The sequence below is a fragment of the Sinomonas cyclohexanicum genome, assembly GCF_020886775.1.
Lineage (GTDB): Bacteria > Actinomycetota > Actinomycetes > Actinomycetales > Micrococcaceae > Sinomonas > Sinomonas cyclohexanicum.
Map to the genome: position 1 here is coordinate 1,949,131 of NZ_AP024525.1, position 22,365 is coordinate 1,971,495.

Here is a 22,365-nt window from a genome sequence, read left to right on the forward strand (position 1 = left end):
CAGAGTCGGGCGTGGAGAAGTAGGGAGTGGTCACTGTCAAAGTATTGCCTAACGGTTGTGTTCTCAGGATGTGAGGTCGATCCGTGCGCCGTTGATCTCGGCGGCGTCGCGGGAGAACAGGGTCACGGCGCGCTCGGCGAGGACGTCCACAGGTGTGTAGCCGGGAAATGTCCGCTCGGGGCTCGCCTCGCGCATCGCGTCATCGAGGAGCGCCTTCACGGCGAGCACGACGGCGGCACTCGCCTGGGGCAGCGGCCCGCCGTCCTTCTCCGGCCGCTTCGACTGGAGCAGCGCGAGGCCCTGGGCCATCGACCGGGTCCACGCCTCGGCCGCTGCCTTCGCGGCCTGGTAGTTCGCGTTCGCCGCGCTGGGCCTCGCCAGCGTCGTCGTGGACACCATCGCGAAGCGGCCGGTGGGGGACGCCGCGATGTCGTCGAAGAACGCGCGCGAGGTGTTCCGGAGCGTGGTGACGCAGCCTCGCACGAGGAAGTCCCAGTCCGCGTCGCCCTGCTGGGCGAACGTCCCGCCACCGCGCCATCCGCCCACGAGGTGGATGACGCCGTCGACCCTGCCGAAGCGTGCCCGGACGTCTGCCGCGAGGGACTGGGTCGCCGCGAGGTCGGCGAGGTCGCACGCGAACTGTGGCACGCCGCCGTCGTGCGCGTCCGCGGACGCCCCGAACGCCTCGGTGAGGTGATCCGCGTTCGAGCCGACGGCGACGGCCGTCGCTCCGGCGGCGCGCAGGGCGGCGACGGTTGCCCGTCCCGACGCCGAGGTGGCCCCGGCGACGACGACGACCGAGTCCTGTGCCCCCACGTGGGTCACCCGGCCGCCTTCGGCAGGGCGGTCTCGCCCGTGATCCCGGCGGTCGACTCGATGACAGGACGCATCTTCTTCTCCAGGGCCTCGTAGAACATGGACAGCGGGAACTCGTCGTCCAGCACCTGGTCCGTGATCTCCCGCGGCGTCGCGGTGAGGGGCAGCGCGTCGGGGCCCTTGGCCCAGACCGAGGCGGGGTTGGGGGTCACGGTGGCAGAGACGAGCTCGTACGCTGCGAGCCAGTGTGCCACCTTCGGCCGGTCGATGGAACGCCAGTAGAGATCGTCGATGGCGTGGCCGAGCGCGCTGACCACCTCGGGCACCTCGTCCCAGTCGATCGTGAGCTTCGTGTCGGTCCAGTGGAGGACGTGGTGCTGGTGCATCCAGGCGAAGAGCAGCTGGCCGCCGAGCCCGTCGTAGTTCCGCACTCGGCCGCCGGTGATCGCGAAGCGGAAGATCCGGTCGAAGATGACCGCGTACTGGACAAGCTTCGCGTGCCGGCGCGCTGCCCCGGGAGCCTTGGGGTCCCGCTCGATCCTGACGGACTCGCGGAAGGCGGTGAGGTCGCAGCGCAGCTCTTCGAGCGAGTACAGGAAGAAGGGCATGCGCTGCTTGATCATGAAGGGGTCGAACGGGAGGTCGCCTCGCATGTGGGTGCGGTCATGGATGAGGTCCCACATGACGAACGTCTCCTGGGCGAGCTTCTGGTCCGTGACGAGCTCGGCGGCGTCCGCGGGCAGCTCGAGGTTCGTGACCTTGGCCGCGGCGTCGAGGACGCGGCGGAAGCGCGCGGCCTCGCGGTCGGCGAAGATCGCCCCCCACGTGAACGTCGGAACCTCGCGCATCGCGACCGTCTCGGGGAAGAGGACGGCCGAGTTGGTCGCGTAGCCGGGTGTGAAGTCGAGGAAGCGGATCGGCACGAACAGCTTGTTGCTGTAGGCCCCCGCCTCGAGCTCGGCGACGAACTCGGGCCACACGACCTCGACGAGGACGGCCTCGACGAACCGGTTGCGGCTGCCGTTCTGCGTGTACATCGGGAACACGACCAGGTGCTGCAGGCCGTTGATGCGGTGCTGCTGGGGCTGGAACGCCACGAGCGAGTCGAGGAAGTCCGGCACACCGAACCCGGAGCCCTCCCACGCGCGGAAATCGGCCTGGAGCAGGTGGAGGTACTCGGCGTCGTGCGGGAAACGGGGGGCGAGCGCGGAGACGGCGGCGACCACAGTTCCCACGAGGGCGGCGGCGCGTGCATGGTCGGCGGCCTCCGGCACCGAGCCGTCTTGCGCCTGCAGGGACTGGAGCTCGATCGCGGCGTCCTTGAGGGCCAGCCAGGCGGGATCCTGCTGGGCGGGAAGCTGGGGGTTCGATGCGACGGGGGTCGCGACGGCGTGTGCAGTCATTGTGCGTCTCGCTTTCGTGTGCGCGTGCGGCGGGCGCAGTAGCCCGGGCCTCGCGGTGCGTTGCTGCTCTGAGCGTAGCGAGATACGTGATCATCTGGTTCTGAATAGGGCCAAGGATCAGAAAGACTATTGCTCAAGCCCCTCCACGACGGCGAGAGGCGGGCCGCCCGCTGATCCTCGCCAGCGCGCGGCCCGCCTCGGGGCCCAAAGCCGGGCCTCAGTCCTGGTCGGGGACCAGGGTCAGGGAGATCGAGTTGATGCAGTACCGCTGGTCGGTCGGCGTGTCGTATCCCTCGCCCTCGAACACGTGCCCCAAGTGCGAGTCGCACGTCGCGCAGCGCACCTCGACGCGGTCCATGCCGAGTGTGCGGTCGTGGAGGTACACGACCTTGTCCTCCGCGAGGGGTGCCCAGAACGAGGGCCAGCCGCAGTGCGAGTCGAACTTCTCCGCGCTCGTGAACAGCTCTGCGCCGCAAGCCCGGCAACGGTACGAGCCCTTGACATGGGAGTCCCAGTACTCCCCGGTGTAGGCCCGCTCGGTGCCGGCCTGCCGCAGCACGCGGTACTCATCGGGGGTGAGGGCATCACGCCACTCGGCATCGGTCTTGCGGACCTTCGTCGGGGCGGACTCGGGAGTGGAAGGGGTGGTGTCCATGTCTACTCCAACGCTCAGGAGTCGCCGATGAATCCCGTCCCCGCATACAGGTGCAGGACCGGGATGCCGAGCTTCCGCTGGGCCTGGTTCGCCCAGTCCGTGTGGAACGTGTCCTCGATCGCGTGGGGAAGCGTCACGACCACCGCCTGCTCGGCGCCCGCAGACGCGACCTTGTCAGCGAGGGCCTGGACGGGGTCGCCCTCGACCACGCTGCCGGTCACCCCGGCACCGAGTCCCTCCAAGGCGGCGATCGAGGTGTCGAGGGCGGTCTGCGCGAGCGAGCGGGCGGCCTCGGGTGTCGGGCCCCTGTCGGACAGGCCCTCGACGGCCTTGCCGAATTCGAGCAACGAGAGGTGGTCGAGGAAGTCGACCACGAGTCTGCGCTTCCGTCCCGCCGGGACGAGCACTTCGAGCGCAGTTCCCTCGCTGAGCAGGCCCTCAACGGCCTTGCGCTCGCTTGGGCCCAGTGCGACTTCGGTCAGGATGAGGATCGGGGCGCTCATGAACACAGACTAGGGCAGCGCGCGTCCCGCGGGGAGAGGCATGGCGCCCCGCGGCGGGCGCGTCGTTTGCCACAATGGGTCCATGCCCGCCCGAACCATCGCCGCGCCAGCGCAGATGCCACCGCGCAGACCACCGTCGTCCGTGCCCCAGCCCCTGCCGCGCGCCGTCTGGGTGCTCGCCGGGGCGGGAGGCGCGCTGGCCCTCGCCTCGGCCGTGGCGGCGTCGAGCTCCGCCCTCGCGGCCTACTTCGCGCGGCGCGTGGTGACGCCCGAGCGCGTCAAGGCCGAGGACCAGGAGATCCTGGCCGTCCAAGGTGAGGGCCGCGACCGGCGTGTGATTCTGCGGGCTACCGAGGAGACCCGTGTGGACGGCGAGTACAGCCTCTTCTTCGATCGGGGGGCTGGGCACGTGCGGCTGGGCAGGCTCCAGGACTACACACCCGAGGAGTCCACCGTCACGCGCCCCGTCGTCGCCGAGTACTCCGGAGACCTCGCCAGCGCCGTGCGCGCCAGGTGGAGCGGCGTCGTCTACAGCACGCCAGGTGATCTGGGACTGCCGTATGAGGACCTCATGCTCCCCCTCGACGTCGGAGAGGCCCCGGCATGGTACGTGCCCGCCGAGACTCCGAAGAGCACCTGGGCGATCATGGTCCACGGCCGTGGCGCCATGCGTCTGGAGGGGCTGCGGGCGGTTCCGACCGCCCACGCACTCGGCATGCCCAGCCTGCTCCTCTCGTACCGCAACGACGGGGAGGCGCCCGCGACCCCGGACGGGCGCTACGGCCTCGGCATGACCGAATGGCGCGACGTCGAGGTCGCGATCCGGTACGCGCTCGACGCCGGCGCGCGCGACGTCGTCCTCTTCGGATGGTCCATGGGCGGCGCGATCAGCCTCCGCACCGCGGACTCCTCGATGCTTCGCGAGTATGTGCGCGCGCTCGTCCTTGACGCGCCCGTCGTGGACTGGGTGGACGTTCTGGCCCATCAGGCCCACCTGAACCGCATCCCATCCGGCGTGGGCCGCTTCGGCCAGCTGCTCCTCGGACAGGCATGGGGGCGCCGGCTCACCGGTCTGGCCGCGCCGCTCGACTTCAAGGCCATGGACTGGGTTGCGCGCGCCGTCGAGCTCCGCACCCCCACCCTCGTACTGCACAGCGTCGACGACGAGTTCGTGCCCGTGGGGCCTTCGCTCGAGCTCGCGAAGCGAAACCCCGAGATGGTCACCCTCGAGACGTTCCGGCACGCCAAGCACACGAAGGAATGGAACGTTGACCCCGAACGCTGGGAGATCGCCGTGCGTTCGTGGCTCACGGAGGTGCTCGCGCCGCGGCCCATGCCGGGCGGCTCGCGCTAGCCGGCGCTGCCCAGCCGGGCGATCACGGCGCCAGTGAGCCTCACGAGGTCCGCCGGCGCCAACTCGATGTCGAAGCCCCGCCGCCCGCCCGAGACGAGCACGGTCGCGTGCGCGAGGGCCGACTCGTCCACCGCTGTGGGGGAGGGATGGCGCTGCCCGAGAGGGGAGATGCCGCCCCTCACGTAGCCGGTGCGCCGCTCCGCCGCCGTCGGATCGGCCATCGCCGCCTTCTTCGCCCCGAAGGCAGCGGCCGCGGCCTTCAGGTCGAGGCTCCCGGTGACCGGAACCACCGCGACGCACAGCTGGCTTCCCCCGCTGCCGAGGACGTCCACCATGAGCGTCTTGAACACGCGCTCCGGCTCGACCCCCAGCGCGTCCGCTGCCTCGAGCCCGTAGCTCGGGGCCGACGGGTCATGGGCGTAGGTCCGGGCGGTGTAGGACACTCCGGCGGCGTCGAGCGCCGTCGTGGCCGGCGTGCCCGGGCCGCGTCCGGGCCCGGTCGGCCCCTTGTGCTTCTTCGACACGTCAGGCGCCCAGATGGCACTCCCCGCGGACCTTGCGCTTGATCCTCGCGAGCATCGCCGCCATGCCGCGCATGCGAAGCGGGCTCACGAGCCGCGTCAGGCCCAGCTCTTCAGGCATGTCGTCCGGGACCGCGAGGATCTCGGCAGCCGTGAGACCATCAAGCCCCTCGTGGAGCACAGAGGCGAAGCCACGCGTCGTGGGGGCCTCCGCCGGCGCCGAGAAGTACAGGCGCACCGCGGGTCCAGACGAGGCCGGCGCGCCCTCGGGCGCAGGCTCCGTCTCGATCGTGATGAACAGGGGCGACTGGCACTCCACCACCTGCTCGAGCATCTCGGGGTGGTCCCGATAGCGCTCGGGCAGCTCAGGGAGCGCCCGCGAGAACTCGAGGAGGAGCTGCAGCCGGTCGCGCTCCTCAACGGCCTGGAAGTCATCGACGATCTCCGCCAGTGCGGCGGGCAAGGTATTCGTGCTCATCCCTTCCAGCGTACGCGCAAGGCCCCGCCGGACGGCGCGTGTTCGCCGTCGGCGGGGCCCTGTATGACTCCCGGTTGCGCTAGCTCAGCTGGGTGCCGCGCCTCAGCTGAGCGGCCACGTCGCCCTGTCCGCCTGCCTGATCGGGCGGGCTTGGGTGCCGCGCCTCAGCTGAGCGGCCACGTCCCCCGTTCTTCCCCCTTCACAATCGGCACCCGCACCGCATTCCCCCACTCGGTCCACGACCCGTCGTAGTTGCGGACCGTGTCGAAGCCGAGGAGGTACTTGAGCGCGAACCAGGTGTGGCTCGAGCGCTCGCCGATCCTGCAGTAGGCCACCACGTCGTCGCCCGGGGTGAGGCCGGCCTCGCCGAGGTAGAGCTTCTCGAGGTCCTCGCGTGACTTGTAGGTGCCGTCCTCGGCCGCCGCGCGGCTCCACGGGATCGAAGCGGCCGTCGGAATGTGTCCGCCTCGCAGGGCACCCTCCTCCGGGTAGGCCGGCATGTGGGTCCGCTTGCCCGTGTACTCGTCGGCGGAGCGGACGTCGATGAGCGGCTTGCCGAGGTGGGCGAGCACGTCGTCCTTGAAGGCGCGGATCGGGGCGTCATTGCGCTCGACGACGGGGTACTCGCCTCGCGCGGGAGACGGCGCCCCGGTGGTGAGCTCGCGGCCCTCGGCGATCCACTTGTCCCGGCCGCCGTCGAGGAGGCGGACGTCCTCGTGGCCGAACAGCGTGAAGACCCAGAGGGCATAGGCGGCCCACCAGTTGGACTTGTCGCCGTAGATCACGACGGTGGTGTCGCGGGAGATGCCCTTGGATGCGACGAGTTCGGCGAACGCGGGGCCCTCGACGTAGTCGCGGGTGACCTCGTCGTTCAGGTCAGTGTGCCAGTCGATCTTGACCGCCCCGGGGATGTGGCCGGTCTCGTAGAGCAGCACATCCTCGTCCGACTCGACGACGGCGAGCTTCCCGTCCGCGACCGCCCCCGCGGCGAGCTGCTCGGCGAGCCACTCGGTGGAGACGAGGCGCTCGGGGTGGGCGTACGCGGCGAACTTCTCGCTGCTGTCAAGGGGATAGCTCATGGTGTGCCTTTCGCTCGGCTGAGCCAGGGCGCGCGGGTGCCGGAACAGAGGGCAGAAGCCGCGCTCCTGAGTGGTCCCTTCAAGCGTAGCCACCGGCCGGGCGGCGTGGTGCGGTCCGACTTGTGAGCTGTCACGCAGCGCAACATGTCGCGCCGTCGTGCGCAGGAGAGGGGATGCGGCTCGGGCCTGTGGGATTGGGCACACGACGGCCTCCGGCAAGGGCGGCCGCGATATGCTGGCCGGTGGCCCTGAACCCTTGACCCCGGACGGAATCGTTGGCGACTGTCGAACACCTCACTACCCGCACGCCCCGAGTGTCCGTCGAGGAACTGCTGACCGGTCTGCACCCGTCGCCCCGTTTCGGGGAGGTCTCCTTCTCCAGCTACCGCCCCGATCCCTCGCAACCGAGCCAAGCCGCGGCCGTGAAGGCGCTCGAGGGCTTCAGCGACGGCATCGGGGCGTCGAACGGCGGACTCTTCTCCAAGCTCTTCGGCTCCAAGCCCAAGACCCGCGCCGGCGTGTACCTGGACGGCGGCTTCGGTGTCGGCAAGACCCACCTCCTCGCCTCCCTGTGGCACGCGGCCCCCGGACCGAAGGCGTTCGGCACGTTCGTGGAGTACACCAACCTCGTGGGGGCGCTCTCGTTCCGCAAGACGGTCGACGCGCTCAGCGCCTACAAGCTCGTGTGCATCGACGAGTTCGAGCTCGACGACCCTGGTGACACCGTCCTGATGTCCCGGCTCATGCGCGAGCTCGCGGACGCCGGCGTCAAGCTGGCCGCGACGTCGAACACACTGCCCGGCTCGCTGGGCGAGGGCCGGTTCGCCGCGGTCGACTTCCAGCGGGAGATCCAGGTCCTTGCCGACCAGTTCGACGTCGTCCGGATCGACGGTGAGGACTACCGGCACCGCGGCCTTCCCGCGGCACCGTCGCCGTTGTCGAATGCAGAGCTCGACGCGCGGATGAACGCAGAATTCGACGGCGGACTGGTCGCCGTCGACGATTTCGGTGCCCTCCTGAAGCACCTCGCGGGCGTACACCCGAGCCGGTACCGCCAGCTCATCGACGGGATCGACGGCATCGTGTGGAAGGACGTCCACCCGATCGAACACCAGGCCACCGCGCTGCGCTTCGTGGTGCTCGCCGACCGGCTCTACGACAAGGACGTGCCGATCCTGGCCTCGGGCGTTCCGTTCGACTCGCTCTTCACCCCCGAGATGATGGCGGGCGGCTACATGAAGAAGTACTTCCGTGCGGTCTCGCGCCTCACCGCCCTGGCCCGGGAGGGCCAGAGCCACGAGCCGTCCTGACGCTCCGCACCGCCGCTGCAGCCGCGACCGCCCGGATCACTCAGGCGGCAGACCCCCGGGAACGCCAAGTGCCGGTCCCGCCTCTCGACGGTACCGGCACTCAGTGACGATTCTTCGGGTGGCTCAGGCGCCTTCGGCGGCGGCCGCGCCGGCAGGGACTGCGTCCGTGGCGGGTTCGGCCGGGGCATTGCCCTGACCCAGACCGCTCACGTAGTCGGAGGCAGCCTGCTGGACTCCATTGACCTGATCGGCGAACTTCCCACCGGTCTTCTCGTCGACGAAGTCACCGGCCTTCTCGATGCCGTCCTTGACAGCGTCGGTGTTGCCGCCAATGAGTTCCTCAGCCTTGCCCTTGATGTCGTCCAGAAAAGACACGGCCACCTCCCTTCATCTCCACGGGGCTAGAGCGCCCCTCCTGTTCCTGATGGTAGCGACGCGCCGGGGCCATTCCAACCGTCAGGCCGCGAGGGGGATTGCGCTGTCAGCGGACGGTCCTTCAGGGGCCCGTTTACACGGCCGCCTGGGCAAATTCATCAGGAAACGCAGAACTTCATCGGGAACGCAGAACGGCGCCCGACGTGGGAACACGAGAAGGGGCGCCGCGGGGGTGGGCGATACTGGGATCGAACCAGTGACCTCTTCCGTGTCAGGGAAGCGCGCTACCGCTGCGCCAATCGCCCGTGTTCTGTTGTGCCCCGGCTTAACGGGAACGGAGCGGACGACGAGACTCGAACTCGCGACATCCACCTTGGCAAGGTGGTGCTCTACCAACTGAGCTACGTCCGCAGGGGGAGCCTCGGGCTCCTCCGTGGGCGATACTGGGATCGAACCAGTGACCTCTTCCGTGTCAGGGAAGCGCGCTACCGCTGCGCCAATCGCCCGTGTCTGTTGTGCCCGGCTTACGGGACGGAGCGGACGACGGACTCGAACTCGCGACTCCCCTTGGCAGGTGGTGCTCCCTGGCTACGTCCGCGGGGAGCTCGGGCCCCGTGGGCGATACTGGGATCGAACCAGTGACCTCTTCCGTGTCAGGGAAGCGCGCTACCGCTGCGCCAATCGCCCTCACTCCCGTCAGGGAGCAGGTGTCCACCGAGGTGGGGACGGGATTCGAACCCGCGTATACGGCTTTGCAGGCCGCTGCCTCGCCTCTCGGCCACCCCACCGTGTAGGCATCACAAAGGATGCTTCGACAGTGTCCTGCGAGCGGACGACGAGACTCGAACTCGCGACATCCACCTTGGCAAGGTGGTGCTCTACCAACTGAGCTACGTCCGCAGGTTGCTGTCGCGTCCCGGCGATCTTCGGCTCCGGGGCGCGCTTCAACGAGTAACGACTTTATAGGACCAGTGGTCATTGCACAAATCCGGCCGGGGCTGCGGCGAGCCTGCCGAGGCCGTCGACCGGACCCTGTCGGGAGCGGGACCGGATTTGGCGCCGGGCTGGGATCTGGGCTAGAGTCGTAGGGCGCCGCAGGCCGGATATCCGGACTGAGGATTGCGGGCGATTGGCGCAGTGGTAGCGCGCTTCGTTCACACCGAAGAGGTCACTGGTTCGAACCCAGTATCGCCCACCTGAGGACCCCCGGACATGTCCGGGGGTCCTTCTCGTGTTCCTCCCAGCTCCTTCCGCACTCCCGCGTCGGAGAATGTCGGACCGTCGTGAAAGGGTGTGCCCATGACAGCACCGGAGCTCGCAGTACCCTCGCCCGACGGCTTTGGTCGCATGTATCGGCGCTCGTTGGCCGTGCCCCCGACCGTCCCGTCGATCACCACCGTGATCGCGCAGCAGCCCGTCGAGCTCGACGGGTGGCGCAGCTACATGGCGGCCAAGCACGTGGCCGACCATCCTGAGCTGCGGGAGGTGATGGCGAGCCCCGCCCAGATGCGCAGGCTGGTCCGCACGGCCGTCGACGCCTCGGAAGCGTACGCGCGCTCCGCGGCCGAGCGGGGCGACCGGGTCCACTCCTATGGTGAGCAGCTTGCTCTGCGCGCGCTGGGCCGCCCCCACTGCCTGGCGGAGGCGCGCGAGTCACTCCGTGAGCATGGCGAGGAAGCGTTCGCCGTCAGCATCGACCGGTGGTGGGAGACGTTCGCGGTCGAGCCGATCGCGGCGGAGCTCACCGTGTGGAACCACACGCTCGGGTACGCGGGGACCCTGGACCTCGTGGCACGCATCAACGGCCGTGTCTGCCTGGTCGACTACAAGACCAAGGGAACGTCGCGGGACGGCCGGGTCAAGGCCCTGGACGACAAGGTCGCCATGCAGCTCGTCGCGGGGATGAAGGCCGAGGAGAGTGTCGTCGACGCGGAGACCGGCACCTGGGAGCCCTGGGCCCACGGCGAGGACCCGCTCCTGATCGCCGTGGCGGTCGGCGAGACCGAGCACGCGGCTGTAAGGGTGAACCCCGACGTGCGCCGGCACCATTGGCTCACCTTCTGCCAGCTGCGGCGTGTGTGGGGCGCCAGGGTCGAGGCGGCCGCGGCTGGCCGCACGCTTCTGCCCCTTCCGCCGCCGGGGGCCTAGGCCCTCAGGCACCTACACTTGAGGGGCACCGCCGGGCCCGCCGGCGCCGCCCCTTCGCCCGCCGGAGCCCACCGAGCGCCGGCTCCCACGAGAAAGGCACCGGACCATGGCCGTCTTGCCCATCAGGATCATCGGCGACCCCGTGCTCCGCACGGTCGCGGAGGAGGTCACGGATTTCGGTCCGGCGCTCGCGCGCCTCGTGGAGGACATGCTCGAGACCATGGAGGACGTCGACGGTGCCGGGCTCGCCGCGCCGCAGGTCGGCGTGAGCCAGCGCGTCTTCACGTACCAAATCGGCCAGGAGCGCGGCCATGTGGTCAACCCCGTGCTGACGCTGTCGGAGGAGTACCAGGACGACGCGATCGAGGGATGCCTCAGCATCCCCGGAGTCGCCTTCCCGGTCCGTCGGCGCGCGCGGGCGACAGTGTCCGGCATCGACGTGAGCGGCAACCCCGTCGAGCTCGCGGCCGAGGGGCTGCTCGCCCGCATCGCGCAGCACGAGACGGACCACCTCGACGGGATCCTCTTCCCCGACCGGCTTGAGGGCGACGACCGGCGCGCGGCGCTGCGGGCGATCCGATCGATCGACTACCGCACCCAGGTCGACGCGACGCTCTCCAAGCGTTCCGCCCACGTCGGCTCGGCGTTCGGGGCCGGTGCCGCGTTCGGGGCGGGCGCCCCTTCATGAGGATCGTCTTCGCCGGCACGCCGGAGGTGGCCGTGCCCTCACTCGACCGGCTCGTGGCTGCCGGGTTCACGGTCGTTGGCGTCCTCACCCGTCCGGACGCGCCCGTGGGCCGCAAGCGCGTGCTCACGCCCTCGCCGGTCGCCGCCCGCGCCGAGGCCCTCGGCCTCCCCGTCGTGAAGGCGGCACGCATCACGCCCGACGTCGTGTCCACGCTCGCGGGGTGGGCCCCCGATGCGGCCGCAATCGTCGCGTACGGCGGCATCGTCCCGCCGGCGGCGCTCGCCGTCCCGGCGCACGGCTGGGTCAACCTGCACTTCTCGCTGCTCCCGGCGTGGCGCGGCGCGGCCCCACTGCAGTACTCCGTGATCCACGGAGACGACGTCGTGGGCGCCTCGACGTTCCGGCTCGAGGAAGGGCTCGACACCGGGCCCGTCTACGGGACCCTCGCTCTCACCCCGGGGCCCGAGGCCACGAGCGGCGGGCTCCTCTCAGAGCTCGCCACGTCCGGCGCTGAGCTGCTCGTCCAGACGCTTTCGGGCATCGATGAAGGGCGTCTCGAACCTCGGCCGCAGGCCGGCGAGCCGACCTTCGCCCCGAAACTCACCCTCGAGGACGGGCGGCTCGACTGGGTGCTCCCCGCCGTGGCCCTCCATCGGCGGGCGCGCGGCGTCACACCGGAGCCCGGCGCGTGGACCATGCTGGACGGACAGCGCTTCAAGCTCGAGCCGCCACGGCTGCGGCCGGACGTCGAGGGCATTCCGCCCGGCCGTCTGGCCTGGGCCGGGAAGGCCGTTCTGGTCGGAACCGGGACGCACGCGCTCGAGCTCACTCGGGTGCAGCCCGCCGGGAAGAAGATGATGCTGGCCGCTGACTGGGCCCGGGGCGCCGGGGAGATCGAAGGGACGGTGCTCGGATGAACGAGCGCGCTTCAGGGCCCCGCGGGGGCAATGGCCGCACCGGCGGCGAGGATGGCCGGCGCCGTGAGACACGCCGCGACGTCCAGGGCCGCGAGCGGAACCGCGGCGGCCGCGGGCCCCGGCGCTTCAGCGAACAGGCGCCGAGCCAGCGATCGCGGGCGGCCGACCCCGGCCGCCTCGTGGCGTTCGAGGTGCTCCGCGCTGTCTCCCGCGACGACGCCTACGCGAACCTTGTGCTGCCCCAGCGGATCCGCCACCACCGACTCGACCGCCGGGACGCGGGCTTCGCGACGGAGCTTGCCTATGGGGCGCTCCGCTGGCAGGGGACGTATGACGCGGTCCTCGCCCTCAACGTCGACCGGCCGCTGTCCCAGCTCGACCCCGCGGTGCTCGACGTCCTCCGCCTCGGCGCCCACCAGCTCCTCGGGATGCGGGTCCCGCCCCACGCCGCCCTCAACCAGACCGTCGCGCTCACCCGGGCCGTGGTCGGCGCGGGCCCGGCGTCCCTCGTCAACGCCGTGCTGCGCCGGGTGAGCGAGAAGGACCTCCCCGCCTGGATCGCCGAGCTCACGGCCGGCCAGCTCGACGCTGCCGAGCACGACGCGATCGCGTACGCGCATCCGGCGTGGATCGTGCGCGCCCTGCGCCAGTCGCTCGTGGCCCACGGCCGCGGCACGGAGGAGATCCACGATCTGCTCGAGGCCGACAACGCCGCGCCCGTGGTGAACCTCGTCGCACTGCCCGGCCTCGGAAGCCTCGAGGACGCCCTGTCCGCGGGCGCGGAGCCCGGAGACCTCGTCGAGGGCTCGGCGCTCTCCGGCGGCGGTGACCTCGGGCGGTGGGCCGCCGTCCGGGAGGGCACAGTCCGCGTCCAGGACGTGGGCTCTCAGCTCGTGGCCCGCGCCGTCGCGGCAGTCCCCCTCGAGGGTGCCGCTCACGACGCCGCCCGGTCACCCGAGCAGTGGCTCGACCTGTGCGCGGGACCCGGGGGCAAGGCTGCGCTCCTCGCGGCACTCGCCGCCGAGCAGGGCGCCACACTCCTGGCGAACGAGGCCGCCCCGCACCGGGCCGATCTGGTGCGCAAAGCGCTCCGTCCCGTGCCAGGGGACGCCTGGGACGTCCGCACGGGGGACGGGCGCGATCTCGGACGCGAGCACCCCGGACAGTTCGCGAGGGTCATCGCGGACGTCCCCTGCACCGGGCTCGGGGCCCTGCGGCGGCGGCCGGAGTCGCGATGGCGCCGTACGCCGGGCGACCTCACCGAGCTCGGCCCGCTCCAGCGCGCCCTTCTCGATGCGGCCATCGACGCGGCGGCCCCCGGCGGCGTCGTCGGCTACGTGACGTGCTCGCCGCACCCCGCCGAGACGACGCTCGTGGTGTCCGACGCGCTCAAGCGGCGCGACGACGTCGAACTCCTCGACGCGGGGGCCGCCCTCGACGCGGTGGCCCTCCGCCCGCTCGGTGCCGGCCATGACCGCATGGCCCAGCTCTGGCCGCACATCCACGCGACGGACGCGATGTTCCTCGCGCTCTTCCGCAAGCTGCCCGCCGCCACGAGCAAGGAGTCCTGAGTGACCTGCTGCATCCACCCGAGCATCCTGTCCGCCGATTTCGTCAACCTCGAGGCGGAGCTAGCCAGGATCTCGACCGCCGACGCCGTGCACGTGGACGTCATGGACAACCACTTCGTGCCGAACCTCACGCTCGGCCTGCCGGTGGTCGAGCGGATCCAGGCCGTCAGCCGCCTCCCGCTCGACGCCCATCTCATGATCGCCGACGCCGACCGGTGGGCGCCGCTGTACGCGGACTTGGGCCTCGCCTCGGTCACGTTCCACGCCGAGGCGGCCACCGCCCCCGTCAAGCTCGCACGCGAGCTGCGGGCCCGGGGTTCGAAGGCGGGCATGGCGCTTCGGCCCGCGACCGCCGTCGAGCCTTACCTCGACATGCTCGCCGAGCTTGACATGCTCCTCGTCATGACGGTCGAGCCCGGGTTCGGGGGGCAGTCGTTCCTCGACCTGACCCTGCCGAAGATCCGCCGTGCCAGGGCCGCCGTAGACGGTTCGGGCGCCAAGGTTGCGATCCAAGTCGACGGGGGCATCTCGGCCTCGACGATCGAGCGCGCGGCGGAGGCTGGAGCGGACGTCTTCGTGGCGGGGTCGGCCGTCTATGGCGCCGAGGATCCCGCCGAGGCAGTCGAGCAGCTCCGCGCTCTGGCCCAGGCGGCCGCAGGGTCCTGACGCCCTCAGGAGCGGCCCGGCCCGGCGGTGACTGTGACACCCCACACGAGCAGCGCCCGAATCATGTGGCACAATGGATCCTGGCCGTTTGGTTGAACCGTCACACAACGTGGTGGCGACGCCGCTCGGCCCAACCAATGAAGTTACGTGCTCCGGGGTCGGTGAAAGTCCGAACCGGCGGTGATAGTCCGCGACCCGGCAGACTGCTCCTTGCTGAGCGGGATGCCGGCTGAGCCGGTGGAATTCCGGCACCGACAGTCAAAGTCTGGATGGGAGAAGCACGTGCAGTCTGCGGTGCGCCGCGTGTGATGTCCACACGGCGTGCCGTGTCTGTCGCAACCCCGGAGCCGCTGCGGTGAAGGGAAGGAAGGTTGCGATGGACTTCATGCAGTGGCTCTTGACCGCGCAGATCCCCGTTGCGGGATCCGCGCTCCTTGTCCGCGAGGTGGTCGGCAATGCGTTCGGCCTCGCGAGCGCCCTCGGCGGGATGACCCGCCATGCCCAGCGCGCCTCGGCGGCACTGCGGACGGCCGCGCCAGCAGGCGCGGAGCGGGCGGATACTCCGGTGGTGGCGGCATGAACGCGCCCGGAGGCATCCGCGGGGTTCGGCCCGGCGCCGCGCTATCCACGGCAGCGCCGTTCAGCGGAGCGCCGTTCAGCACAGCGCCAAGGATCAGCGATGCGGATCTGGCGTTCATGGATCAGGCCTTGGCCCTCGCCGGGCACGGCGTGAGGGGCGCCAATCCGCTCGTGGGCGCGGTCGCCGTCGGCCGCGACGACACCGTCTTGGCCACGGGCTGGCACCGAGGCGCTGGCACCGCGCACGCCGAGGCCGACGCGATCGCCAACGCGATACGGGACGGGGTCGACCTCGCCGGCGCGACGATGTACGTCACGCTCGAGCCCTGCAATCACACCGGCCGCACGGGCCCGTGCGCGCAGGCGCTCATCGCGGCCGGAGTGTCCCGGGTCGTGTACGCGATCGACGACCCGCATGACGCTGCGAGCGGCGGGGCCGGCACGCTCCGCGCCGCGGGCGTGGAGGTCCTCGGCGGCGCGCGTTCGGCCGAGGCCACTGAGATCAACCGGCGGTGGCTCGGTGCGGTCTCGGCGCGCCGCCCGTTCGTGACGCTCCACCTCGCCCAGACGCTCGACTCGCGGATCGCTGCCGAGGACGGCACGAGCCAGTGGATCACGTGCCCCGAGTCCCTCGCGGACAACCACGCCATCCGCGGCAGGATCGACGCGATCCTCGTCGGAAGCCAGACCGTGGCCGTGGACAACCCGAGGCTCACCGCCCGGACCGCCGATGGCGGGCTCGCGGCCAGCCAGCCGCTGCGTGCGGTCATGGGGCTGCGCGAGGTCCCGGCCGACGCCGCCGTGCGCGGCGACGACGGCCGGTTCGTCCACCTGCGCACCCAGGAGCCGGCCGCGGCGCTCGAGCACCTGTTCGGACTCGGAGTCCGCCACGTCATGGTGGAGGGCGGTGCCCGCATCATCGCCGCGTTCCTTGGCGCGGGCCTCGTCGACGAGCTGATCGTCTACCAGGCCCCGACGATCCTCGGATCCGGCAAGAACGCCGTGACCGACCTCGGCGTCCGCACGCTCGCCGACGCGCAGCATTGGCATTGGGACGAGTCCGACGGCGGTGCCGTCCGCCGCCTCGGGTCCGACCTGAGGCTCCACCTCGTTCCCGCGCCGCGGCCCGACGCCGCGCCCCACGACACCCCTCTCAAGGAGACCCACTGATGTTCACCGGAATCATCGCCGAGCGCGGCACCGTCGAGGACGTGCGCCTGGCCGACGGCAGCGCCGTCCTCACCCTCACCGCGCCGACCCTCGCCCGCGACCTGCCCCTCGGAGGCTCGATCGCCGTGGACGGCTGCTGCCTGACGGCCGTGACGAACGACGGCGCCCGCTTCACCGTGGATGTCATGGGGGAGTCCCTCGCCCGCACCACCATCGGCGCCCTCGCGCCGGGGGACCGGGTGAACCTGGAGCGCTGCGTCCCGGCCGGCGGCCGCTTGGACGGGCACGTCGTCCAGGGCCACGTGGACGGCGTCGGTGCACTGCTCGAACGCGAGCCCCTCGCCCACTGGAATCGCCTGCGCTTCTCGGTGCCCTCCGACCTCGCGCGGTACGTCGCCGAGAAGGGCTCGATCGCTGTGGACGGCGTGTCCCTCACGGTCACCGCGGTGAGCGGCCCGGCCGAGCAGGAAGCGTGGTTCGAGGTGGGGCTCATCCCGGCAACTCTGGCGGAGACGGGCCTCGGCACGAAGCCGATCGGGGGAGCGGTGAACCTCGAGGTCGACGTCCTCGCGAAGTACACGGCGAGGCTGCTCGCCTTCGGCGCCCAGGATCCACAGGCTCTGGACGCGCACGCTCAGGGAGGCCAGCTGTGACGCACCTCGTGAACGACATCCGCCTCGAACCCGTCCAGGCCGCCGTCGACGCCATGCGCGAGGGCCGCCCGGTGCTCGTCGTCGACGACGAGCACCGCGAGAACGAGGGCGACATCATCTTCGCGGCCCAGCACGCGACCCCGGCGCTCATGGGCTGGACCATCAGGTACTCGTCCGGGGTCATCTGCGTGCCGATGCCGGGCGAGACCGCGGACCGGCTCGAACTGCCGCCCATGGTCGAGGACAACCAGGACGCCAAGGGCACCGCGTACACCGTCTCGTGCGACCTGCGCGGCGGGATCTCGACGGGCATCAGCGCGACCGACCGTGCCAAGACCGTCGCCGCGCTCGCGGACGGGGCCTCGGTCCCCGGGGACTTCACCCGGCCCGGGCATATATTCCCCCTCCGGGCAGTTGACGGGGGTGTACTGGTCCGTCAGGGCCACACCGAGGCGGCGGTGGAGCTGTGCCGGCTCGCCGGGCTCGCCCCCGTCGGGGTGATCGCGGAAGTGGTCCATGACGACGGCGAGATGATGCGGCTTCCCGCGCTGCGGGAGTTCGCCGACGCCCACGGGTGCCCTCTCATCTCGATCGAGGACCTCGTCGACCACGTGGCCGCGACCCGGGCCGCGCAAGGAGGAGACCGATGAGCAAGAGTCCTTCGCCCGGCGACCCAGCCCACGGTGCGGCCCACGCGTCAGCACACGCGCCGGGCCGGCATGCCGTCACGGGCGGTCCCGTCGTGAAGCTGCCGACCGCGTTCGGCGAATTCGTCGCCCAAGCGTGGATCGACGAGGAGACCGGCGCCGAGCATCTTGCGGTGAGCTCGCCCGCCCCGCCCCGGGGCGGCCTCGCTCCTCTCGTGCGGCTCCACTCGGAATGCCTCACCGGGGACGTCTTCGGTTCCTACCGCTGCGACTGCGGAGAGCAGCTCGCGTACGCCCTCGGACTGATCCGGGAACAGGGCGGCACGCTGCTCTACCTGCGCGGTCAGGAGGGCAGGGGGATCGGCCTCGCGAACAAGATCAAGGCGTACGCCCTCCAGGAAGCCGGCTTCGACACGGTCGAGGCCAACGAGCAGCTGGGCCTGCCCGTGGACGCGCGCTCATACAAGGCCGCGGCGGGGATCCTGGCGGAGATGGGCCTGACGAGCATCCGGCTCCTGAGCAACAATCCGGACAAGAAGAGGCGTTTGGCCAAGTCGGGCGTCCGCGTGGTCGAGATGGTCCCCACCGAGGTTCCCTCCCGCGCGGAGAACCTGCGCTACCTGCAGACCAAGAAGGAGCGCATGGAGCACCTCCTGAGCCTGGACCTCCACGGTGGCCTCCGCGTTGCCGGCGACACGGACTGACCCCTTCCGCACTTTCCACCACCACTACGTAAGGAACCTCGAGCATGAGCGGCCACGGCGCCCCCACCCTGTCCCTTGACAACCCCGACCTCGCGCAGCTGCGCCTTGCGATCGTCGCGGCCAGCTGGCACACCGAGATCATGGACGGCCTCCTTGCCGGGGCCCTCCGCGCCGCCTCGGAGGCCGGCATCGCAGCCCCGACCGTGGTCCGGGTGCCCGGGACCTTCGAGCTCCCGGTCGCCGCCACGAAGCTCGCGGACAGCCACGACGCCGTGGTTGCGCTCGGCGTCGTGATCCGCGGCGGCACCCCCCACTTCGAGTATGTGTGCGAGGCCGCCACGGTGGGCCTGACCGACGTGAGTGTCCGGACGGGCGTCCCGGTGGGCTTCGGCGTCCTGACGTGCGACACGGAGGAGCAGGGGATCGATCGAGCCGGGCTGCCCGGCTCGAAGGAGGACAAGGGCCACGAGGCGACCACGGCCGCACTCCTGACGGCCGTAACGCTCCGATCGCTCTAGTAGGGTAGAACGTGTGAAGGATTTCGAGACACTGTTCGCCGAACTCAGCGAGAAGGCCGAGAAGCGCCCGGCCGGATCGCGCACCGTCGCCGAACTGGAGTCCGGAGTGCACGGCATCGGCAAGAAGATCGTCGAAGAGGCCGCCGAGGTGTGGATGGCCGCCGAGTACGAGACGGACGAAGAAGCCGCCGAGGAGATCTCGCAGCTCCTGTACCACCTCCAGGTGCTCATGCTTGCCAAGGGAATCACGCTGCAGGACGTGTACCGGCATCTGTAGCCGCGGCGCCCGCCGGCGGCCTTGGCTGCACAGCGGGCCCGCGGCGCCAGCCGCCCCTCACGTTCTCTCTCCGCCCAGAAAGCACCCCATGCTCCGTGTTGCCGTCCCGAACAAGGGATCCCTCTCCGAAGCCGCCACGTCCATGCTGTCCGAGGCCGGCTACCGCCAGCGCCGCGACGGCGGGCGCGAGCTCGTCATGGTCGACCCCGACAACGACATCGAGTTCTTCTACCTGCGCCCGCGCGACATCGCGGTATACGTGGGCCGCGGAACGCTCGACCGTCGGCATCACGGGCCGCGACCTCCTGCTCGACTCCGAGGTCGAGGCCGAAGAGCTCCTCAGCCTCGGCTTCGCGGCCTCGACGTTCCGCTTCGCGGCCCCCGTCGGCGCGTTCTCCGCACTCGAGGAGCTCGAGGGCAAGCGCATCGCCACGAGCTATGACGGGCTGGTCCGCCACTATCTCGGCGAGCGGGGCATCACCGCCTCCCGCGTGGTGCGCCTCGACGGCGCCGTGGAGTCCTCGGTGCGGCTCGGCGTCGCGGACGCGATCGCGGACGTCGTCGAGACGGGCAGCACGCTCAAGGCCGCCGGCATGGAGGTCTTCGGCGAGCCCCTCCTGCAGTCCGAGGCGGTCCTCATCGGCCGTACCGGGCACAGCCTCCCGGCGATCGACGTGCTCATCCGCCGCCTCCAGGGCGTCCTCGTGGCCCGCCAGTACGTCCTGATGGACTACGACATCCGCAAGGACCTCGTCGAGCGCGCGGCCGCGCTCACCCCGGGCCTCGAGTCGCCGACCGTCTCGCCGCTGCGCGATTCCGAGTGGGTCGCGGTGCGTTCGATGGTCCCCAAACGGGAGACCAACCGGATCATGGACGAGCTGTACGACCTCGGCGCGCGCGCGATCCTGGTCAGCAGCATCCACGCCTGCCGCATCTAGGGAGGGCCACCCATGTCCGTCGCAATCCGCGTCATCCCCTGTCTCGACGTCGACGCCGGCCGCGTCGTCAAGGGAGTGAACTTCCTCAACCTGCGCGACGCGGGCGACCCCGTGGAGCTCGCGCACCGCTATGACACCGCCGGGGCGGACGAGCTGACGTTCCTCGACGTCACGGCCTCGTCCTCCGACCGCCAGACGACCTTCGACGTGGTGCGCCGCACCGCCGAGGAGGTCTTCATCCCGCTCACCGTGGGCGGCGGCGTGAGGGGAGTGGACGACGTCGACCGCCTCCTGCGCGAGGGAGCGGACAAGGCGTCGATCAACACCGCCGCGATCGCGCGCCCCGACGTGATCGACGAGATCACGCGTCACTTCGGCTCCCAGGTGCTCGTCCTGTCCGTCGACGCGCGCCGGGTCCAGGGAGACACGGCCACCGCCTCGGGCTTCGAGGTCACGACCCACGGCGGCCGCAAGGGGACCGGCATCGACGCGGTCGCGTGGGCCAAGGAGGCCGCGGACCGCGGCGTGGGGGAGATCCTGCTCAACTCGATCGACGCGGACGGCACGAAAGAAGGCTTCGACCTCGAGCTCATCCGCCTCATCCGCGCGGCCGTCACGGTCCCGATCATCGCCTCGGGGGGCGCCGGAGCGCCCGAGCACTTCCCGCCGGCCATCGAAGCCGGTGCGGACGCGGTGCTGGCGGCCTCGATGTTCCACTTCGGGCCGGTCGACATGATCGGCCAGGTCAAGGCCGCCATCCGCGCCGCGGGCTTCCCCGTCCGCTAGCCCGCGCTCAGCTTCGCCGCCTCCGTCCAGCCCTGGGCGAGGAAGGACGGCACCTTCGCCGGGTCGCCCGGGACAATGGTCACGAGCCACTCCGCGCCCTCGAGGAAGGCCTCCTCGGCCAGTGCGGAGACCACTGCGGCACCGAGGCGACCGTCGGCGTCGTCGGCCGTGAACTCGAAGCCGCCGATCGCCGCGATGCCGTCACCGAAGGCGATGTGCCCCTTCGCCGCGGGGCGGCCGAACAGCGTGAGCTCGACGGCGTCGTACGCGCCGAGGGGCGCCTCCGAGATCCCGCCGCCCTCCGGCAGCTTGGGCGGCTGCGGGATGTCCCCCGTCGCTATGGCGAGGACGGTCGCATCCGCAGCGCCCTCCCCGCCGCGCGGGGTGAGGGCACGGTCCTCTCCGGGCAGAGCCGCGAACAGCGGAGCGACGGTGTCCCAGTTGAGTTCAAAGTCAGTCATGCCACCATCCTGCCACCGCCCGCACAGTGTGCGGCCAGCGTGTCAGTGGCCGATCTCCGCGCTGTCCAGGAGAGCGATCGCGTCCGGCTGCCCCTCGAAGGTCACGAGCGCCTGGGCACGCCGCCCGAAGGCATGCAGGAGGAGCTCGCCGGGGTCGCCCACGATGGCCACGGAGACGGGCGCCCTCTTCGCAACGTGCCGCGGGCCCGCCGTATTCACCAGGACGATGCCGAGGTCGACCCCCCGGTACAGGAAGGCGGCCCGCTTGACCACTTCGGCCCAGAGGGCGTCCGCGTACGCGGTGTCCAGGGCGCGGGGCGCCCACCGGTCGCCGGCCCGCCGGACGTCCTCTGTGTGGACAAAGAACTCCGCGAGGTTCGCCGCCTCGTCGAGCGGGCCCAGCCTGAGCGGGGACACCGCGGGGGGCCGGCGCGGAACGACTCGACGATCTCTGCGTAGCCTGCCGCGGAGGCGTGGGACGCGGCAAGGCGGGCTGTCGCCTCATCGGACGTCCTCGCCCGTGACGTCATGAGCAGGCCCAGGCCCACCCGCAGGCTGTGCTCACGCAGGTAGAGGTGCGCGGCCAGATGACGCGTCCGCCACCCCTCGCAGAGGGTGGGTGCGTCGGGGCCGGCCGCGAGCAGCGTCTCGGCCAGGACTTCACGCGAGGGGTCTACGAAGTGCATCACTGGCGAACCTAGCACGCGCGCGCCCGTGACGCGCCCGAGGACCGCTGACAGGCGGACTAGACTTGGAGGGATGTCTGAGCCGAACAGCCCCCTGCCCGCCGACCTCGCCGCACGCCTCAAGAGGGACGACGCCGGCCTGGTCGCCGCGGTCGTGCAGCAGCACGACACGAACGAGGTCCTCATGGTCGGCTGGATGGACGACGAAGCCCTCCACCGCACCCTGACGAGTGGGCGGGTGACCTTCTGGTCCCGGTCGCGGCGCGAGTACTGGCGCAAGGGCGACACGTCCGGACATGTCCAGTGGGTCAAGTCGGTGGACCTCGACTGCGACGGCGATGCCCTGCTCGTGCGCGTCGACCAGGTCGGGGCGGCCTGCCACACGGGCACGCGGACGTGCTTCGACGATCGGCGCCTCGACGCCGTGGTCGGCCCCGCCGCCTGAGCGACCCAGAACCACCC

Annotated in this window: 26 protein-coding genes, 7 tRNA genes, 2 pseudogenes and 1 riboswitch; of the genes and pseudogenes, 18 read left to right on the top strand and 17 right to left on the bottom strand. The window is 71.0% G+C overall.

What is annotated here, in order from left to right:
* Window positions 1-63: 63 nt before the first annotated feature.
* From SCMU_RS09330 to SCMU_RS09345, 4 genes are all read right to left on the bottom strand, one after another.
* A complete protein-coding gene (locus SCMU_RS09330) occupies window positions 64-825 on the bottom strand; it encodes an SDR family NAD(P)-dependent oxidoreductase (protein WP_229232700.1) in 762 nt (253 codons plus the stop codon).
* A complete protein-coding gene (locus SCMU_RS09335) occupies window positions 822-2,219 on the bottom strand; it encodes a DUF6421 family protein (protein WP_229232701.1) in 1,398 nt (465 codons plus the stop codon). Before SCMU_RS09335 ends, SCMU_RS09330 begins: the two co-directional genes overlap by 4 nt.
* Window positions 2,220-2,436: 217 nt before the next feature.
* Window positions 2,437-2,874, bottom strand: coding sequence for a peptide-methionine (R)-S-oxide reductase MsrB (gene msrB / locus SCMU_RS09340; RefSeq protein WP_229232702.1), 438 nt, complete (start codon window positions 2,872-2,874; stop codon window positions 2,437-2,439).
* A 14-nt stretch (window positions 2,875-2,888) separates the two neighbouring features.
* Window positions 2,889-3,377, bottom strand: coding sequence for a hypothetical protein (locus tag SCMU_RS09345; RefSeq protein ID WP_229232703.1), 489 nt, complete (start codon window positions 3,375-3,377; stop codon window positions 2,889-2,891).
* A 115-nt stretch (window positions 3,378-3,492) separates the two neighbouring features.
* Between SCMU_RS09345 and SCMU_RS09350 the strand changes: the two genes are divergently transcribed.
* Entirely contained in the window at window positions 3,493-4,731 is a 1,239-nt protein-coding gene (locus SCMU_RS09350; RefSeq protein WP_443020294.1) for an alpha/beta hydrolase family protein, read from the top strand.
* Here SCMU_RS09350 and ybaK read toward each other — a convergent pair.
* From ybaK to SCMU_RS09365, 3 genes are all read right to left on the bottom strand, one after another.
* Window positions 4,728-5,255: a Cys-tRNA(Pro) deacylase gene (ybaK, locus tag SCMU_RS09355; RefSeq protein WP_229232705.1), complete on the bottom strand. Its 528-nt coding sequence runs from the start codon at window positions 5,253-5,255 to the stop codon at window positions 4,728-4,730. The genes SCMU_RS09350 and ybaK overlap by 4 nt on opposite strands.
* A 1-nt stretch (window position 5,256) precedes the next feature.
* On the bottom strand, window positions 5,257-5,730 hold the full coding sequence (locus tag SCMU_RS09360) for a SufE family protein (RefSeq protein ID WP_229232706.1): 474 nt from the start codon (window positions 5,728-5,730) through the stop codon (window positions 5,257-5,259).
* 164 nt (window positions 5,731-5,894) lie between these two features.
* Window positions 5,895-6,809 (bottom strand): sulfurtransferase, encoded by a 915-nt coding sequence (locus tag SCMU_RS09365; protein WP_229232707.1) that lies wholly within the window; start codon window positions 6,807-6,809, stop codon window positions 5,895-5,897.
* Between the two features lie 275 nt (window positions 6,810-7,084).
* On the opposite strand from SCMU_RS09365, the gene zapE reads away from it, so the two are divergent.
* Complete coding sequence (gene zapE / locus SCMU_RS09370; protein WP_443020256.1) at window positions 7,085-8,119, top strand: cell division protein ZapE; 1,035 nt, start codon at window positions 7,085-7,087, stop codon at window positions 8,117-8,119.
* A 123-nt stretch (window positions 8,120-8,242) separates the two neighbouring features.
* Here zapE and SCMU_RS20975 read toward each other — a convergent pair whose 3' ends face one another.
* The 7 genes from SCMU_RS20975 to SCMU_RS09405 all read right to left on the bottom strand — a co-directional run bounded on the left by SCMU_RS20975 (window position 8,243) and on the right by SCMU_RS09405 (window position 9,394).
* The gene (locus SCMU_RS20975; RefSeq protein ID WP_229232709.1) at window positions 8,243-8,494 is read right to left on the bottom strand and encodes an antitoxin; all 252 of its coding nucleotides are present in this window, start codon (window positions 8,492-8,494) and stop codon (window positions 8,243-8,245) included.
* A 233-nt stretch (window positions 8,495-8,727) separates the two neighbouring features.
* A tRNA-Val gene (locus SCMU_RS09380) sits at window positions 8,728-8,799 on the bottom strand.
* 33 nt (window positions 8,800-8,832) lie between these two features.
* Window positions 8,833-8,905 (bottom strand) — tRNA-Gly (locus SCMU_RS09385).
* 23 nt (window positions 8,906-8,928) lie between these two features.
* A tRNA-Val gene (locus SCMU_RS09390) sits at window positions 8,929-9,000 on the bottom strand.
* A gap of 109 nt (window positions 9,001-9,109) precedes the next feature.
* A tRNA-Val gene (locus SCMU_RS09395) sits at window positions 9,110-9,181 on the bottom strand.
* Between the two features lie 30 nt (window positions 9,182-9,211).
* Window positions 9,212-9,282: transfer RNA gene (locus SCMU_RS09400), tRNA-Cys, on the bottom strand.
* Window positions 9,283-9,321: 39 nt separating this feature from the next.
* Window positions 9,322-9,394, bottom strand: a tRNA-Gly gene (locus tag SCMU_RS09405).
* 223 nt (window positions 9,395-9,617) lie between these two features.
* On the opposite strand from SCMU_RS09405, the gene SCMU_RS09410 reads away from it, so the two are divergent.
* From SCMU_RS09410 to hisF, 15 genes and pseudogenes are all read left to right on the top strand, one after another.
* A tRNA-Val gene (locus SCMU_RS09410) sits at window positions 9,618-9,689 on the top strand.
* Between the two features lie 104 nt (window positions 9,690-9,793).
* A complete protein-coding gene (locus SCMU_RS09415) occupies window positions 9,794-10,642 on the top strand; it encodes a hypothetical protein (protein WP_229232710.1) in 849 nt (282 codons plus the stop codon).
* A gap of 106 nt (window positions 10,643-10,748) precedes the next feature.
* Window positions 10,749-11,330 carry a peptide deformylase gene (gene def / locus SCMU_RS09420; RefSeq protein WP_229232711.1) on the top strand — a complete coding sequence of 194 codons (582 nt, stop codon included), beginning with the start codon at window positions 10,749-10,751 and terminating at the stop codon, window positions 11,328-11,330.
* Complete coding sequence (locus tag SCMU_RS09425; protein WP_229232712.1) at window positions 11,327-12,247, top strand: methionyl-tRNA formyltransferase; 921 nt, start codon at window positions 11,327-11,329, stop codon at window positions 12,245-12,247. The genes def and SCMU_RS09425 overlap by 4 nt, the downstream gene beginning before the upstream one ends.
* On the top strand, window positions 12,244-13,818 hold the full coding sequence (locus tag SCMU_RS20745; RefSeq protein WP_274602947.1) for an RsmB/NOP family class I SAM-dependent RNA methyltransferase: 1,575 nt from the start codon (window positions 12,244-12,246) through the stop codon (window positions 13,816-13,818). The genes SCMU_RS09425 and SCMU_RS20745 overlap by 4 nt, the downstream gene beginning before the upstream one ends.
* Window positions 13,819-14,484: a ribulose-phosphate 3-epimerase gene (gene rpe, locus SCMU_RS09440; protein ID WP_229232713.1), complete on the top strand. Its 666-nt coding sequence runs from the start codon at window positions 13,819-13,821 to the stop codon at window positions 14,482-14,484.
* A 144-nt stretch (window positions 14,485-14,628) separates the two neighbouring features.
* A riboswitch (FMN riboswitch) is annotated at window positions 14,629-14,769 on the top strand.
* Between the two features lie 91 nt (window positions 14,770-14,860).
* On the top strand, window positions 14,861-15,064 hold the full coding sequence (locus SCMU_RS09445; protein ID WP_229232714.1) for a hypothetical protein: 204 nt from the start codon (window positions 14,861-14,863) through the stop codon (window positions 15,062-15,064).
* Window positions 15,065-15,180: 116 nt separating this feature from the next.
* Window positions 15,181-16,233, top strand: a complete 1,053-nt coding sequence (gene ribD, locus SCMU_RS09450) for a bifunctional diaminohydroxyphosphoribosylaminopyrimidine deaminase/5-amino-6-(5-phosphoribosylamino)uracil reductase RibD (RefSeq protein ID WP_443020295.1) — start codon at window positions 15,181-15,183, stop codon at window positions 16,231-16,233.
* Entirely contained in the window at window positions 16,233-16,886 is a 654-nt protein-coding gene (locus SCMU_RS09455; RefSeq protein WP_229232716.1) for a riboflavin synthase, read from the top strand. Before ribD ends, SCMU_RS09455 begins: the two co-directional genes overlap by 1 nt.
* A 53-nt stretch (window positions 16,887-16,939) precedes the next feature.
* Window positions 16,940-17,536, top strand: coding sequence for a 3,4-dihydroxy-2-butanone-4-phosphate synthase (ribB, locus tag SCMU_RS20980; protein ID WP_443020296.1), 597 nt, complete (start codon window positions 16,940-16,942; stop codon window positions 17,534-17,536).
* On the top strand, window positions 17,533-18,237 hold the full coding sequence (ribA, locus tag SCMU_RS20985) for a GTP cyclohydrolase II (RefSeq protein WP_229232717.1): 705 nt from the start codon (window positions 17,533-17,535) through the stop codon (window positions 18,235-18,237). The genes ribB and ribA overlap by 4 nt, the downstream gene beginning before the upstream one ends.
* 44 nt (window positions 18,238-18,281) lie before the next feature.
* Window positions 18,282-18,755 carry a 6,7-dimethyl-8-ribityllumazine synthase gene (gene ribH / locus SCMU_RS09470; RefSeq protein ID WP_229232718.1) on the top strand — a complete coding sequence of 158 codons (474 nt, stop codon included), beginning with the start codon at window positions 18,282-18,284 and terminating at the stop codon, window positions 18,753-18,755.
* 13 nt (window positions 18,756-18,768) lie between these two features.
* The gene (locus SCMU_RS09475) at window positions 18,769-19,032 is read left to right on the top strand and encodes a phosphoribosyl-ATP diphosphatase (protein WP_229232719.1); all 264 of its coding nucleotides are present in this window, start codon (window positions 18,769-18,771) and stop codon (window positions 19,030-19,032) included.
* Window positions 19,033-19,120: 88 nt separating this feature from the next.
* Window positions 19,121-19,970: pseudogene (gene hisG / locus SCMU_RS09480) on the top strand (ATP phosphoribosyltransferase).
* Between the two features lie 12 nt (window positions 19,971-19,982).
* Window positions 19,983-20,756, top strand: a complete 774-nt coding sequence (gene hisF / locus SCMU_RS09485; protein ID WP_229232720.1) for an imidazole glycerol phosphate synthase subunit HisF — start codon at window positions 19,983-19,985, stop codon at window positions 20,754-20,756.
* Here hisF and SCMU_RS09490 read toward each other — a convergent pair.
* From SCMU_RS09490 to SCMU_RS20865, 3 genes and pseudogenes are all read right to left on the bottom strand, one after another.
* The gene (locus SCMU_RS09490; protein WP_229232721.1) at window positions 20,753-21,217 is read right to left on the bottom strand and encodes a hypothetical protein; all 465 of its coding nucleotides are present in this window, start codon (window positions 21,215-21,217) and stop codon (window positions 20,753-20,755) included. The genes hisF and SCMU_RS09490 overlap by 4 nt on opposite strands.
* A gap of 42 nt (window positions 21,218-21,259) precedes the next feature.
* Window positions 21,260-21,634, bottom strand: a complete 375-nt coding sequence (locus SCMU_RS09495) for a maleylpyruvate isomerase family mycothiol-dependent enzyme (protein WP_229232722.1) — start codon at window positions 21,632-21,634, stop codon at window positions 21,260-21,262.
* Window positions 21,568-22,089, bottom strand: a pseudogene (locus SCMU_RS20865) (maleylpyruvate isomerase N-terminal domain-containing protein); the annotation flags it as partial. The gene SCMU_RS09495 and the pseudogene SCMU_RS20865, both read right to left, overlap by 67 nt.
* Between SCMU_RS20865 and hisI the strand changes: the two are divergent.
* Complete coding sequence (gene hisI, locus SCMU_RS09505; protein WP_229232723.1) at window positions 21,977-22,348, top strand: phosphoribosyl-AMP cyclohydrolase; 372 nt, start codon at window positions 21,977-21,979, stop codon at window positions 22,346-22,348. The pseudogene SCMU_RS20865 and the gene hisI sit on opposite strands and share 113 nt — an antisense overlap.
* The last annotated feature ends 17 nt before the right edge of the window (window positions 22,349-22,365 follow it).

What these genes read in the sequence shown, in the direction of transcription:
- SCMU_RS09345 (WP_229232703.1), bottom strand. Translation starts at nt 3,377, where the DNA reads ATGAGCGCCCCGATCCTCATCCTGACCGAAGTCGCACTGGGCCCAAGC.
- def (WP_229232711.1), top strand. Translation starts at nt 10,749, where the DNA reads ATGGCCGTCTTGCCCATCAGGATCATCGGCGACCCCGTGCTCCGCACG.
- SCMU_RS09415 (WP_229232710.1), top strand. Translation starts at nt 9,794, where the DNA reads ATGACAGCACCGGAGCTCGCAGTACCCTCGCCCGACGGCTTTGGTCGC.
- hisF (WP_229232720.1), top strand. Translation starts at nt 19,983, where the DNA reads ATGTCCGTCGCAATCCGCGTCATCCCCTGTCTCGACGTCGACGCCGGC.
- SCMU_RS09425 (WP_229232712.1), top strand. Translation starts at nt 11,327, where the DNA reads ATGAGGATCGTCTTCGCCGGCACGCCGGAGGTGGCCGTGCCCTCACTC.
- hisI (WP_229232723.1), top strand. Translation starts at nt 21,977, where the DNA reads ATGTCTGAGCCGAACAGCCCCCTGCCCGCCGACCTCGCCGCACGCCTC.
- ribH (WP_229232718.1), top strand. Translation starts at nt 18,282, where the DNA reads ATGAGCGGCCACGGCGCCCCCACCCTGTCCCTTGACAACCCCGACCTC.
- SCMU_RS09335 (WP_229232701.1), bottom strand. Translation starts at nt 2,219, where the DNA reads ATGACTGCACACGCCGTCGCGACCCCCGTCGCATCGAACCCCCAGCTT.
- SCMU_RS09350 (WP_443020294.1), top strand. Translation starts at nt 3,493, where the DNA reads ATGCCACCGCGCAGACCACCGTCGTCCGTGCCCCAGCCCCTGCCGCGC.
- SCMU_RS09455 (WP_229232716.1), top strand. Translation starts at nt 16,233, where the DNA reads ATGTTCACCGGAATCATCGCCGAGCGCGGCACCGTCGAGGACGTGCGC.
- SCMU_RS09365 (WP_229232707.1), bottom strand. Translation starts at nt 6,809, where the DNA reads ATGAGCTATCCCCTTGACAGCAGCGAGAAGTTCGCCGCGTACGCCCAC.
- SCMU_RS09490 (WP_229232721.1), bottom strand. Translation starts at nt 21,217, where the DNA reads ATGACTGACTTTGAACTCAACTGGGACACCGTCGCTCCGCTGTTCGCG.
- SCMU_RS09360 (WP_229232706.1), bottom strand. Translation starts at nt 5,730, where the DNA reads ATGAGCACGAATACCTTGCCCGCCGCACTGGCGGAGATCGTCGATGAC.
- msrB (WP_229232702.1), bottom strand. Translation starts at nt 2,874, where the DNA reads ATGGACACCACCCCTTCCACTCCCGAGTCCGCCCCGACGAAGGTCCGC.
- ribD (WP_443020295.1), top strand. Translation starts at nt 15,181, where the DNA reads ATGGATCAGGCCTTGGCCCTCGCCGGGCACGGCGTGAGGGGCGCCAAT.
- ribA (WP_229232717.1), top strand. Translation starts at nt 17,533, where the DNA reads ATGAGCAAGAGTCCTTCGCCCGGCGACCCAGCCCACGGTGCGGCCCAC.
- SCMU_RS09445 (WP_229232714.1), top strand. Translation starts at nt 14,861, where the DNA reads ATGGACTTCATGCAGTGGCTCTTGACCGCGCAGATCCCCGTTGCGGGA.
- ribB (WP_443020296.1), top strand. Translation starts at nt 16,940, where the DNA reads ATGCGCGAGGGCCGCCCGGTGCTCGTCGTCGACGACGAGCACCGCGAG.
- SCMU_RS20745 (WP_274602947.1), top strand. Translation starts at nt 12,244, where the DNA reads ATGAACGAGCGCGCTTCAGGGCCCCGCGGGGGCAATGGCCGCACCGGC.